Origin of the sequence: Micromonospora echinofusca (assembly GCF_017614955.1) — a bacterium.
Taxonomy (GTDB): domain Bacteria; phylum Actinomycetota; class Actinomycetes; order Mycobacteriales; family Micromonosporaceae; genus Micromonospora; species Micromonospora echinofusca_A.
In genome coordinates, this window is sequence record NZ_WVUH01000216.1 from 1 (window position 1) to 12,658 (window position 12,658).

14 protein-coding genes are annotated in these 12,658 nt (G+C 70.3%); 2 read left to right on the forward strand and 12 right to left on the reverse strand.

The features are described from left to right. Window positions 1-830 precede the first annotated feature (830 nt). Window positions 831-1,262, reverse strand: a complete 432-nt coding sequence (locus GSF22_RS21985; RefSeq protein WP_208815626.1) for a hypothetical protein — start codon at window positions 1,260-1,262, stop codon at window positions 831-833. A gap of 13 nt (window positions 1,263-1,275) precedes the next feature. Between GSF22_RS21985 and GSF22_RS21990 the strand changes: the two genes are divergently transcribed. Both GSF22_RS21990 and GSF22_RS21995 read left to right on the forward strand, forming a co-directional pair. Then, window positions 1,276-1,812 carry a tripartite tricarboxylate transporter substrate-binding protein gene (locus GSF22_RS21990; RefSeq protein WP_208815627.1) on the forward strand — a complete coding sequence of 179 codons (537 nt, stop codon included), beginning with the start codon at window positions 1,276-1,278 and terminating at the stop codon, window positions 1,810-1,812. A 149-nt stretch (window positions 1,813-1,961) separates the two neighbouring features. Further along, the gene (locus GSF22_RS21995; RefSeq protein WP_208815628.1) at window positions 1,962-2,312 is read left to right on the forward strand and encodes a VOC family protein; all 351 of its coding nucleotides are present in this window, start codon (window positions 1,962-1,964) and stop codon (window positions 2,310-2,312) included. Window positions 2,313-2,523: 211 nt separating this feature from the next. Here GSF22_RS21995 and GSF22_RS22000 read toward each other — a convergent pair whose 3' ends face one another. From GSF22_RS22000 to GSF22_RS22050, 11 genes are all read right to left on the reverse strand, one after another. Continuing rightward, window positions 2,524-2,931, reverse strand: a complete 408-nt coding sequence (locus tag GSF22_RS22000) for a VOC family protein (protein WP_208815629.1) — start codon at window positions 2,929-2,931, stop codon at window positions 2,524-2,526. 205 nt (window positions 2,932-3,136) lie between these two features. Further along, on the reverse strand, window positions 3,137-4,423 hold the full coding sequence (locus GSF22_RS22005; RefSeq protein ID WP_208815630.1) for a hypothetical protein: 1,287 nt from the start codon (window positions 4,421-4,423) through the stop codon (window positions 3,137-3,139). A gap of 413 nt (window positions 4,424-4,836) precedes the next feature. Further along, window positions 4,837-5,886, reverse strand: a complete 1,050-nt coding sequence (locus GSF22_RS22010) for an isocitrate/isopropylmalate dehydrogenase family protein (protein WP_208815631.1) — start codon at window positions 5,884-5,886, stop codon at window positions 4,837-4,839. Continuing rightward, window positions 5,868-6,416 carry a MaoC family dehydratase gene (locus tag GSF22_RS22015; protein ID WP_208815632.1) on the reverse strand — a complete coding sequence of 183 codons (549 nt, stop codon included), beginning with the start codon at window positions 6,414-6,416 and terminating at the stop codon, window positions 5,868-5,870. The genes GSF22_RS22010 and GSF22_RS22015 overlap by 19 nt, the downstream gene beginning before the upstream one ends. After that, complete coding sequence (locus GSF22_RS22020; protein WP_307804204.1) at window positions 6,413-7,291, reverse strand: HpcH/HpaI aldolase/citrate lyase family protein; 879 nt, start codon at window positions 7,289-7,291, stop codon at window positions 6,413-6,415. Before GSF22_RS22020 ends, GSF22_RS22015 begins: the two co-directional genes overlap by 4 nt. Further along, window positions 7,288-8,502, reverse strand: a complete 1,215-nt coding sequence (locus GSF22_RS22025) for a CaiB/BaiF CoA transferase family protein (protein WP_208815633.1) — start codon at window positions 8,500-8,502, stop codon at window positions 7,288-7,290. The genes GSF22_RS22020 and GSF22_RS22025 overlap by 4 nt, the downstream gene beginning before the upstream one ends. 375 nt (window positions 8,503-8,877) lie before the next feature. Then, window positions 8,878-9,621: an SDR family NAD(P)-dependent oxidoreductase gene (locus GSF22_RS22030; RefSeq protein ID WP_208815634.1), complete on the reverse strand. Its 744-nt coding sequence runs from the start codon at window positions 9,619-9,621 to the stop codon at window positions 8,878-8,880. A 29-nt stretch (window positions 9,622-9,650) separates the two neighbouring features. Further along, the gene (locus tag GSF22_RS22035) at window positions 9,651-10,529 is read right to left on the reverse strand and encodes an SMP-30/gluconolactonase/LRE family protein (protein ID WP_208815635.1); all 879 of its coding nucleotides are present in this window, start codon (window positions 10,527-10,529) and stop codon (window positions 9,651-9,653) included. A 91-nt stretch (window positions 10,530-10,620) separates the two neighbouring features. Beyond that, a complete protein-coding gene (locus tag GSF22_RS22040) occupies window positions 10,621-11,067 on the reverse strand; it encodes a VOC family protein (protein WP_280116951.1) in 447 nt (148 codons plus the stop codon). 72 nt (window positions 11,068-11,139) lie between these two features. Then, window positions 11,140-12,408, reverse strand: coding sequence for an MmgE/PrpD family protein (locus tag GSF22_RS22045; protein WP_208815637.1), 1,269 nt, complete (start codon window positions 12,406-12,408; stop codon window positions 11,140-11,142). Then, the coding region (locus GSF22_RS22050; protein ID WP_208815638.1) for a substrate-binding domain-containing protein at window positions 12,372-12,658 on the reverse strand (287 nt) is incomplete at its 5' end. The genes GSF22_RS22045 and GSF22_RS22050, both read right to left, overlap by 37 nt.

Consider the following 12,658-nt stretch of genomic DNA (forward strand, 5'->3'; position numbering starts at 1 on the left):
TTCTCCGGCCCCTCGGGAGGTACCCGATGGCCGTCAGGCTGACCAGCACGTCCGCCCCGACGTCCCACCAGCACGGCCTCGCGTACGAGCGGGCCCGGCACGCCGTCGGCGACCCCTCGACGCGGTCCGGACGAGCAAATGATCTTCACTCGGAACACACTTCGGCCTGGTGGCCGGTTTGCCGTCCCGATGCATCGGACCGCGTGTCGGAGCAGCCCAGTGAGCGCCCACGCTCCCGGGCCGTTGTCGTACCCCGGGTGGACAGTGGACAAGGGCAGGTCGGCGGTGCACCGACCTGCCCACCATCGTCAGCCCCAGTCGAATCCGCGCATGACACCTCCCTCGCACTCGGCTACCTGAACAGACGCGGTAGCAGGGCACCAGGGTTGTTCGCCTTCCAAAGTGGCGTGACCCTGCCGGGCCAGAGCAGGTAGGCGCTCGAACCGTGGCCGTCCGCAGAGACGCACCGGGGCCCGGGCTGCGCAGTGGCGCTCAGACGTGATGGGGATTTCCATGACGGCCCCTGCCCTGCTGGCCACGGTCGTCGCGTACACCACCTCACACCCCCGGTTGGCCTACCGCCGGAACGTATCCACATCGGTGGGCGTTCCCGACAAGGACCTGCCGGTCCGCTGCACAGCCAGGATCCACGGTCAGCGATACACCGTCGCCGGGTGGGCGCCTTCCTGCTTCGCCCACTCCTTCAGGTTCACCGTTGCGTCTTCGGCCGTTTCCTGTCGCCGGCCGCTCTTACCCGACTCGCGACTGCTTGCCCCCGGCGCCAGCCGCACAGCCGGCCATCGCGGTGTTCGTCCACTTCCGCCGTCGGGTCAGGCGTGTTCGCCCGCCGCGTGGAGCTCGTCGATGCGCTGTCGCATGGCCCGCGAGGCGTCGGCGCGATGCTGGAGCAGATCGTAGCGGATGGCGTAGCACAGCGCCGTCATGGAGACGATCACTCCGTGCCGCGCCCGGTCGCGGGGGATCGCGATCACGTGGTGGGGCAGGTGGTTGTGCAGCAGCGTATCCTCGTCGGTCAGCAGGAGGATCGTCGTTCCCCGCTCGGCCACGAGCTGGAGTTGCGTGGACATCCTCATGTAGTCCTCGGAGAACGCGAAGACCATCAGTGTGTCGTCGGGCCGGAGCGCGGCCAGTCGTTCGGCCCGTCCGTGGCCGGTCTGGGTGATGGGGTCGACGTGCAGGCCGGCAAGAGTCAGCTTCGCCCGCATGAACTCGACGAGCGGAAGGGCCAGACCGTGTCCCATGACGTGTACACAGTTGCCGGCGAGCAGCGCCTGGACGACTGAGTCGATCTTTTCCTGGCCGATCTTCTCGGGGAGGCTCTGGAGGACCTGGACCTGGGACCTGGAACAGACACTCGGCGGCAAGTTCAACCTCATCCCGTTCGAGGGCGGCAGTGCCGGGAAGGTCACGGCCCTGTTGGGCAAGAAGGTGGATGTGATCATCGCCTCGCCCAGCGCCGTCGTGGCCAACGTCCAGTCCGGGAGGTTCCGGATCCTGGCAACCCTGGGCTCGCAACGAGCGGTGAGCTTCCCCGACGTTCCCACCGCCACAGAGCTCGGCTACACGGTCGTCGAGGACACCGTCAACGGCTTCGCCCTGCCGGCAGGGACTCCGGAGGAGATCGTGCAGGCCTACAGCAAGGCGCTGGAGAAGGTCGTCGCGGACCCGACGTTCGTCGACGCCGTCGGGAAGCTCGGCTTCAACGCGAACTTCCTCGACGCCCGCAAGCAGGCCGAGTTGTGGGACCAACGGGAGAAGGAGGCTGCTCCGGTCATCGCCGCCACCGGTTGAGCGACGCCCGCCCGGGCACCACGCGTACCACCGCCCCTGCCCCACACCCGGACGACCCGGTGGGGCTGCCCAACGAACGGACGCGACGGTGGCGGAGACAGCGCGTCTCCGCCACCCTCGGCTCCGCCGTAGAACCAGAGGAGATTCTCATGCTCGTCCGCGTCGATCACATCGATCTCAAGGTCCCGCACCTCGACGACGCCGTCGAGTTCTTCACATCGGTGGGCTTCCAGGTCGTCCGTCGGATGGCCGAGCGGGGCTCCGTCGAGATGGTGCTACCGGGTGAGAACCAGGTGCTCTTCGAGATCCGACACGACCCGACGGTCGAGGTCACCAGGATCGACCATATCGCATTCGCCGTCGACGACCCCGAGGCCTCGGTCGACCAGATCAAGGCCGCCGGCGGGACGTTCAGCCGCGAGCACCACCCGACCCCCACGGGCCGGACGGTCAGCAACTTTGCCGACCCGCACGGTGGCAAGTGGCAGCTCGCCGATTGACGATCCCAGGCGATCACATCGACATGGACGGGTTCGGCGCCCCATGGAGACCGGGTGACACCCCGGTCGCGGACCCCGCGACGGCGACGGGTAACCGTAGCCCTGATCGGTGAACAACGGGTCAGGGCTACGCCCGTCGAGTCCCCGAACTCCACTTCTGCCAAAAATCCGATGGGAGCCAGCCAGCAGCTCGTCCCAACTCGACGAGGACCTATCGGGGCGTCCCAGCCTGCACCATCCACAGGTGTCCGTCCGGGTCGGCGAAGCTGCCCACGTACCCCCAGGGTTGTTGCCCGGGCGCGCCGACCACGCGCGCACCCGCGGCACGCGCCCGACCGACCAGGTCGTCGACCTCCGCCGGATTGTCCACCGAGAGGGTCAGAACGCACTCGCTCTGCCCCGGCGCGGCGATCTCGCGGTCACCGATCACCCAGCCGAAGCCCCCGGACGGGACGAACATGAGGTGGAGACCCGGGTTGACCTCGAACCGCAACGGCTCGGGGACACCGTCCTCCGCCGGGTCGCCGGGCGCGACGAGGCCGAGTGCCTGCTGGTAGAAGCGGTACGAGGTGGCGCGGTCGGCGATCGGCAGCGCGACGACGACGGGCGTGTACTGCACGGGCTACCTCCGGTGATGGCCTGGACGACGGTTCAGCAACCGGGTATCGGCCGTTCCGGTCGTCGGACCTCATCGTTCCTGATCCTATTCGCCACGTACGACTCCGTCCCAGCGTCGTGGTGCGCGTGAGGAAGGTCGTCGCGCCGATAGCCGTTCTCATCGTGACTCCTGTCTGAAGGTCGACGAACTGCGCTGGGACGTTCGGCTAATCCGTCGGTGTCCGACGGAAGGTGGGCGACATCAGGCTCACGGCGACAGCAGCCGTACCCGCCACCAGCCAGATCCGGTAGGGGTCGAGCAGCCAGTCGGCCCGATCGATGCTGGCCGACACGAGCAGACCCCCGACGAAGAGCCCGACCTGCATCGACGTCGACGCCACGACGTCGAGCAACGTCATGGCCCGGACCGACGTGGTCTCATCGACGTCCCGGTGGGCCCGCTCGAGCATGGCCATGAGGATCGTGAAGTTCGCCGCCGACGCCAGGGCCAGAGCCACGACGGTGACCGTCTGCTCGGCGGTCCCGTCGACCGGTGCGCGCACCACGGCAAGGGCGACCGTGGCTGCCAGCAGCACCAGGCTGGCCTGCCAGGCGTAGCGGCCGAGGTTCGTGTGACCGGATCGCCAGGAGGCGGCGGCAAGGAGCGATCCGCCCAGCTGCACCGCCCCCAGCATCCCGAGGTTGGCGCCCGGCCACAGCACCTTGTCGGCGTAGACGAGGAAGAGCGGCCAGGCGGTGACCAGCCCGGCGACAGCGAGGATCAGGTAGATCCGCCGCATGGCGGGTGAGAGCGTGGGCCGGTCTTCCAGGAGCGACGCGTCAAGGTCGCGCTCCACCGGCCGGTCCGGGGCCGGAATGCCGCGGGCGGCGACGGCCAGCAACAGGGCGACCGCGCCGAGGACGGCGAACATCGCCGTCCGCAGCACGGGGCCACCCGAGCCGTACAGCAGGACCGCGCCGGCCACGACCAGGCCGCCGGCGGCCCGGGCCCGGGCGTTCACCCACTGGCGTTCCCGACTGGCCAGGCCGTAGTTCAGCAGCGGCTGCCACGAAGGGGCGTAGAGCACCGACAGGTTGATCTCCGCCGTGATCGTGACGGCGAGGGCGATGAGGGCGAACCCTCCGCCGACGACGTCCAGACCCACGAGCAGCGCCAGGACCGCGCATTCGACGGCGGCGACGAGGAGGAAGAGCTGGAGATTGCGGCAGGCCCGCCACAACGGCAGGCGGGCGGCGAGGATCTGGATGGGTACGGAGAGCATGCCCAGAGCGAAGGCCAGACCGATGGTTTTGGGGTCGAGGCCGAGGTCCTCGACGGCGGCGATCTGGAAGATGGCGCCGCCGTCGAGTCCGAGCGCGGAGCCGAGCGTCGGCATCGTCAGGGCGACGGCGAAGAACCGCCAGGGCCGCCCGCGGCGGGGGACCTCGTCGATGTCCTCGGATGAGCTTCTGAGGCCGGGTCGGCGCCGCCGGGTGCCGTTGCGGGCGGTCATCGGTCTCCCCTCGCTCCACGTACGACGAGCAGGACGAAGAACACCGTCGACGGATCTCCGGTCCCCTCCGATCATCTGCCCGGCATCGTTCTCCGACGGTTGCAGATGCCGGACACCGCTGTCGTTGCCGGGGTCACCTGAGAACCGGGCGACGTGGATCGCCCCAGACGCACTCGACGAATTGCGTGCACGATAGCGGGTGGCGCGGCGCGCAGAGTCCGGACGTCACCGGCGGCCCGCAGCGGGGGTTGGCCTTCGACTCGCCGCCCGAGCGCAGCGCCACCTCGTCGTCGGGGACGAGGTGGCGCGGGGTGATCTCGCACGTATCGATCCGGCGTGCGGGAGGACGTCCACGATCCCGTCGACCGCCACACAGCAACCGACGTGGCCAGGACGATCTCCGCCACCCCGGATCAGACCGCCGCGACGACCGCTGCGGCGAAGCGTTCGGTCGTCGCGGTGCCGCCCAGGTCTGCCGGGTGCAGCGACGGGTCTCGCAGCGCGTGGGCCACCGCATCCCGGACTGCCGTCGCCGCCTCGGGCAGGCCGACGTGGTCGAGCAGCATGGCACCGGACAGCATGCAGGCCACCGGATTGGCGATCCCGAGCCCGGCGATGTCGGGAGCCGAACCGTGCACCGGCTCGAACAGGGCCGGCACGTCGGCGTCGGGCCGAAGATTCGCGCTGGGCGCCATCCCCATCCCCCCGCCGAGTACCGCCGCCAGGTCGGACAGGATGTCACCGAAGAGGTTGCCGCAGAGCAGGACGTCGAGATCGCGGGGACGTTGCACGAGCCGCGCGGCCATCGCATCGACCAGGACGCTCTCCCACTCGACGTCCGGGTACTCCCGGGCGACCTCCGCGCACACCGCGTCCCACAGCGTGTAGCCGTAGCGCATGGCGTTGGACTTCGTCACCAGGCTGACCCGGCCCCGCCGCGAGCGGGCCAGGACGAAGGCGTACCGGGTTGCCCGCTCGATCGCCGCCCGGGAGTGGACAGCCACCTCGACCCCCAACTCGCGAGGGCTGCCCGGGTGCAGTCGGCCCCCGACGCCCGCGTACTCACCCTCGGTGTTCTCCCGGACGATGACCAGGTCGATGCCGTCGGGTTCCCGCAGGACGGTCCGTACTCCGGGCCAGGATCGGACGGGCCGTACGTTCACTGCCAGGTCGAGGGCTTGGCGGAGCCCGATGATCAGACCCCAGATCAGTTCGTGGTCGGGGATGTCCGGTCGGCCCACGGCACCGAAGAGGACTGCGGGGAATCCCCGGAGCACGTCGACTGCGTCGGGTGGCATGGCCCGGCCGGTTCTCAGGTAGTGCTCGCCACCCCAGTCGAGTTCGACGGTGTCCACCTCGGCGCCGGCGCGGTGGGCGGCGGCGCGTAGCACCGGAAGGGTGGCGGAGACCACCTCGGGGCCCACCCCGTCGCCGGGGATGACCGCTACGCGGACGGTGTGCACGTCGGGTTCTCCGTTTCTTGCGGATGTCCGTCAGGGGTCAGCTGCGGTTGGGGGCGCTGTGGTGCGTACCCGCGCCGGTACACCATCACCGTCCGCCGGTAGGTGATGACCGGGGTGCCGTCCTGCTTGTACCCGGTGGTGCGGACCTCGACGATGCCGACGCTGGGTCGGCTGCGGGAGGGCCGGACGCTGAGCACCTCGGATCGTGAGTAGACCGTGTCGCCTTCGAAGAGCGGGTTGGGTAGCCGTACCTCGTCCCAGCCGAGGTTGGCCATGACGTTCTGCGAGACGTCGGCCACCGACTGACCGGTCACCAGGGCGATGGTCAGGGCGGAGTTGACCAGCGGCCGGCCGAACTCGGTCTGCGCGGCGTAGTGCTGGTCGAAGTGCACGGCGGCGGTGTTCTGGGTGAGCAGGGTGAACCAGGCGTTGTCCGTGGCGGTGATCGTGCGGCCCAGGGCGTGGTCGTAGACGTCGCCTACCGAGAAGTCCTCGAAGAACCTGCCCACCCAGCCGGGTTTCGTCGTCATGCGTGCGCCTTTCGCTGTGCGGCGAGTGAGATGATGTGGCGGCTGCGCCGGACGACCGCCTCGTCGACCATGCGTCCGTGCTCGTCCCGCAGTACGCCCTGCCCGGCGGCGAGGGCCTGGTCGTACGCCGAGACCAGCGAGCGGGCGACGTGCACCTGCTCCGGTGTGACGTCGAAGACGGCGTGGATAACCGGCAGTTGGGCCGGGTGGATCGCGGCCCGGCCGAGGAAACCCAGGCGGCGCAACCGCCGGGTCGACTGGTCGAGTGCGTCGTGGTCGGCCAGGTCGGCCCGGACCGCACCGACCGGTGGCAGCAGCCTGGCCGCCGCCGAGGCCGTCACCACGGCGGTACGGGCGGCAAGCAGTTCGGTCTCGTCCGGTCCTGGCTCCATGCCGAGGTCCGCGGCGAGGTCGAGTTCGCCGAGTTGCAGCCGTTGGACCCGGGGTGCGCGAGCGATCCCCGGCAGGGCGATCAGGCCCGCACCGGATTCGACCAACGGCATGACCGGCACGGGGTCGTCGGATCGTCGGTGGGCGGTCTCCAGTTCCGTGAGCAGCCGGGTGACCTGCTGCACGTCGTTCGGGCAGGTCACCTTCGGGATACAGACTCCGGACAGCCCCGGGCCGAACACCTCGGCCAGATCCTCCAGCCCGTCGGGGCCGCTGTTGATCCGTACCCAACGCTCGACCCGGGTGCCGGTCGACCGCGACAGCCAGGCCCGTGCCTCCTGGCGGGCCTGGGCCCTGCGCCCGGGGGCGACGGCGTCCTCCAGGTCCGCGATGACGGCGTCGGCGCCCCGGGTGTCCGCGAGCGTCAGCCGTCGCCCGGCGTCGGCAGGCACGTAGAGGTAGCTCAGGGGTAGTCCCCGGGTCACGGCTGGGCCGTCCGGGGGCGACCGAACGCGCCGGACCGGTCGAGTTCCTCGACGGTGGCGGCGTCGTAGCCGAGCAGGCCGTGCAGTACCCGGTCCGCGCTCTCGTGCCGGGCCGGCGCCCGGCGGTACTCCGGTGTGGTGCCGCCCACCCGGACCGGGCTGCGGACCTGCCGGATCCGGCCGAACCGGGGGTGGTCGGTCTCGACGATCATCTCCCGGGCGGCGGTGTGGCTGTCGGCGAGCGCGGCGGCGACGGTGTTGACCGGGCCGCAGGGTACGGCCGCTGCGCGCAGTTCGGTCAGCCACTCGTGCACCGTCCGGGTGGCGAAGATGCCTTCGAGAACGGCCAGCAGTTCCTCGGCGTGGGTACGCCGTGCCTCGAACGTGGCGTAGCGCGGGTCCGTCGCCAGGTCGGGTCGTCCGATGGCGACGGCGAGGTTGGCCCAGAACTTCTCCTTGGGGCAGGCGACGACGAACCACCCGTCGGCGGCGGGGAAGGCCTGGAAGGGCACCAGGGACGGGTGCGCGGAGTGGCGGGTCCGCCGGGGGTGGAAGTCGCCGTTGAGGTTCCAGATCGCCGGATAGGTCAGCATCGCCATCGCGGTGTCGAAGAGGCTGACGTCGCAGTCGCTGCCGATGCCGTCCCGGCGGGCGGCGTGGACCGCGGCGAGCACGGAGATCGCGGCCACCAGTCCTCCGGAGTAGTCGACCAGCGACAGGCCGCTCTTGGTGGGTGGGCCGTCGGGTTCGCCGGTGATGTCCATCCAGCCGGTCAACGCCTGCAGGACGTAGTCGTAGCCGGGTTCGGCGCGGCGTGGGCCGGTCATCCCGAATCCGCTCAGTGAGCAGCAGACGATGCGGGGGTTGAGGTGCTTGAGGTCGTCGTAGGTGATGCGGATCTTGGCTGGTACGTCGCCGCGCAGGTTGGAGTAGACGACGTCGCTGACCCGTACCAGGTCCTCGAACACGCGGCGTCCCGCCGGGGCGGCGAGGTCGAGGTCGATGCTGCTCTTGTTGCGGTTGAACACCTCGAAGAAGAGGCTGTCCTGCTCCTGCTGGTACGGCGGGACGTAACGGCCGACGTCTCCCCCGCTGTGCGGTTCCTCGATCTTGATCACGTCGGCGCCGAGATCGGCGAGGTGGACGCTGCCGAACGGTCCGGCGCCGTACTGCTCGATGGCGAGAATGCGGATGTCCTGTAGGGGCTTCATGCCGCTCGGGCCGTATCTGCTGGTACGGCTCCCGTTGCGGGCTGCCAGGTCGGCGACAACGGTTGCTCCTGTCGTGGGAAGGGAACGAGGGGGTGGCGGGGCACGGCGCGGCGCAAGGGTGTGCCTGCCGGGTCGCTCGGCAGGCACACCGCCAATCCCCCTCTGGAATCGTTTCTGAAAATTGTCGAGTGGTATTACCCTGTCCAAGGCCCTGGGTGGGTCACATTTGCTGGCCCTGAAAGCCCCATCGCCGGCAACGTTTCCTCGACGGAGCGCACGGCGGTGAGGACCAGCCGGGTACACCGTGCCGGGCAGCAGCCGGGTCGGCCGTGACGGGTTACGGACGCGACGCCTACCCCAGGTCACCCCGGGCGGTCACCACATGACCAGACCACCGGTGTAGTTGATCGCCTGGCCCGTCATGTAGCCCGCTTCGTCGGAGAGCAGGAAGTAGATCACCCCGGCACACTCGTCGGCACTGGCCGCCCGACCCAACGGGACGGAAGCGTTCCGGTTCTGCGCCAGGTTCTCGGCGGTCGTACCCCGCGCGGAAGCCACCTTGGCCAGCACCGCGTCCTGCATCGGGGTGTCGATGATGCCGGGACAGATGGCGTTCACCCGCACCTGCGAGGGCGCGAAGGCGTACGCGAACGACCGGGTGATGCTCAGCACCGCCGTCTTGGAGGACGCGTACACCGCCGCCTCGACGGTGGAGGCGAGCTTCGCCGAGCTGGAGCTGAGGTTGACGATCGCCCCACCGGCGGGCATGGTCCGGCCGATCCGGGAGGTGAGATCCCAGACCGCCTCCACGTTCACCGCGTAGACGTCACGGATGTCCTGCACGTCGATGTCGAGGATCGGCTTGAGGCGGATGATCCCGGCCGCGTTCACCAGGGCCGACGCGCCGGAGCCCCGGGCGACCACCTCGTCCCGGTCCCCGGGGGCGGACAGGTCGGCGACCAGTACGCGCAGGCCCTGTTCGCCGAGTTCGGCCAGGCGCTGCTCGTCCCTGTCCACGGCGAGTACGTCGTAGCCCTCCCGTTGTAGCCGCAGGGCGGTGGCCCGGCCGATCCCGCTGGCCGCTCCGGTCACCACCGCAGTGTGGGTCTTCGTGGTCATGTGAATTCTCCTCGTTCGTCTCGGGTCGGTCAGGCCACGGCGCCACGGAACAGCGGCATCCCACGGACGCCCACCGGGATGCGCCACAGCCGGCCTTCCATCGCCGCCTCGGCGGGGACGTCGGTCATGTCACCGAAGTCGGTGATGATCAGCGAGTCGTCGACGAAGAGGCAGTTGCACGGCACCCCGCCGGTCTCCAGGAAGTCGACGGGGGTGCCGTCGGCAGCGACGATGTCCACCCCGCCGGCCATGAAGGTGGTGATCCAGAGGTTGCCGCTCTCGTCGATCTTCAGCCCGTCCGGGATGTGCCCCTCGGGCAGGACGTGGATCTTCTCCGACGGGGCGCCGGGCCGCTTACGGTAGACCCCACGGTCGTAGGACTCGACCCACACCAGCGAGCCGTCAGGTTCGGCTGCGATGCCGTTCGGGTACGCCGGTCCGACCTCTTCGACGAGTTCACCGCTGCCGTCGGGGTCGAGCGCGAACAGCCGGCCGATGCTGCGGTTGTTCGCGTCGTAGTCACCGGGGTCGGTGAAGTAGAGCCGCCCGTCGGGGCCGAAGGTGAGGTCGTTGGGTGCCTGGAGGGCGATCCCGGCCACCTCCGACGCCACGATCTCGACCCGGCCGTCCGGCCACGCCCGCTGGATCGACGGAACGCTCATGACCTCGGCCTTCCACGCCCCGGCCGTGCCACCGTTCTGCGTGATGTACACGGCACCGTCCGAGCCGAGCAGGCAGGCGTTGGGGCCACCACCGCACAGGGCGTAGTCGTGGATGCCCCGCTCGGGCGACCACGCGATGATCTTTCCGGTGTAGGTCTCCACCATGACGATCCGGCCGTCGGGCAGCACGTCCGGGCCCTCCGGGTGCCCCAGGCCGCTGGCAAGGGTCTCCACTGGTTTACGCATCGGAATCTCCTTGGGATGAAAAGGGGTGCAGACGAACGGACGGGAGCTAGGTCGCGTTTCATAAGAACTGGCCGCCCTTGTGAAACGCGACCTAGGGCTTCTGGAAGAGTTCGACCGGATACCCGTCCGGATCGAGCAGGTAGACGCTGCGCGCGCCCGCATTCGGGCCGCTGGTGATGTCGACGGGGCCGTCCGATCGGGGCTTACCGCCGTACTGACGCAGCCGGGCGACCAGGTCGTCGATGCCCTGCACGTACAGGCAGAGGTGACCCGCCCCGAAGTCGCACGGCCGGGATGCGGCGGGGAGCCGCTCCAGGCCCCGGTACTCCAGCAGTTCGACGAACCCGCCGCCGGGCAGGGTCAGGTACACGGCCCGGATGGCGGTGAAGTCCAACCCGAGCACGGTGGGCAGGTACGCGCCGTCGAGTATCCGGTCGAAGTGCACCGGTAGGCCGAGGCCGTCCCGGTAGAAGGGCAGGGACTGGTCCATGTCACGGACGGTGATGCCCGCGTGGAAAAAACCGGTAACTTCCGCCATGTCACACCTGGTTCTCGACTCGTCGTTTGATGTTCGTCGCGCCGGCCCGACGCTTCGCCGCAGACGCACGGCTCAGTGCCCGAGCAGGTCGCGGAGGCCGGCGTCGCGGGGCCCGCCGCTGAGGAACGACTCCGCCAGGGCGCGTACCCGCTCCGCGCCGCCCCGGGCCGGGCCGACCAGCAGCTCCCACTTGCGCCGCAACAGCGGCGCCAGGTCCGGATCCGCCGGCCAGGCGCCCGGCGGTACGTCGAGCTGCCCGCTGACCTCACCGTCCGCCGTACGGACGGTGATCCGGGTGGCCGACGTCGCGGTGGGCACCACCCGTACCCGTTCCCGCAGGCGACTCGACTCAGCGGTCGGGTCGAGCCGGAAGGGATCCCCGGTGACCCAGGCCGCCGCCACGGCCGCCCGCAGGTCCCACCACCGGCCGCCGACCTCGCCGGTGGTCGCCGCGGCGACGGCCTCGCTGACCTGAACCTGGAGGCTGATCGGTGCCGTGTGCACCCGGCGCCGCAGATCCACCGCCAGCGCCACGGCGGCCTGGGCGAACCCGTTGACCGGAAAGACCCGCACGGAGGTCTCCGCGAGCGCGCCCGCGCCGGTCGGGCACGGCGCGTCGACGGGACGCCGGCCCGCCATCAGCGCGAGGACACCCCGCTCCCCTTCGAGCACCCACCGCGACGACGACACTCCGGCATCCGCCAGGCGCGCCGCCTGGATGCCGAGCACCACCGCGGAGACCCGATGGAAGCGGGTGGTACCCGAACGTTCCCGCACGGCCTGGCCGACGCCGCCGGCCACGGCCACGGCGTGACCGGCGGCCCAGTCACGCCGCTGGTCGTCGAGGTCGAACAGGGTGGCCGCGGCCACCGCCGCGCCGAGCACGCCGCAGGTGGCGGTGGCGTGCCAGGTACGCCCGTGGGTCGCCCCCAACAGCCGGGCCAGCTCGGTCATGGCCTGGTACCCGGCCCGCGCCGCGGCGGCCACCCGGGAACCGCCGGCGTCGACCTCGGCGCCCACGGCGAGAACGGTCGGCCACACCACGGAACCCGGGTGCACGAGAGTCGGCCGGTGCAGGTCGTCCTGGTCGCGGCTGTGGGCGCGGGCGGCGAGCGCCGCGGCGGTGCCGGCCGTGCCGTCACGGACCCAGTTGCGCGGCGCGTCGTGCGGGTCGGCGCCGATGACGCCGGCGAGCAGGTCGGCCAGGAGAGTGCGCTCGGCGACGCCGGGTGGGGTGGGGTCGTACGCGGCGGCGACGGCCCCGGTGACCAGGTCGTGCAGCAGACCACGGTCGGTGGTGGCGGTCATCTCCCACCGGCCGGTACGGATTCGGTCGTCCACGGCGGACGGAGGCTGGCGCGGGAGTGGAAGGTGGTGTCGATGGTGACGGTACTCGGCGCAGCCCCGTCCAGCATGTCCAACAACAAACGAGCCGACACCGTACCCATCTCGTCGGTATCCCGAGAAACCGTCGCCAGATCCGGAGTGAACACATCGAACATCGGCCACTCGTCCAACGCCACCAACGCCACATCCCGCCCCGGCTCCCGCCGCAACTGACGCAACGCCCGCAACGTCCCCGCCGTAGCCC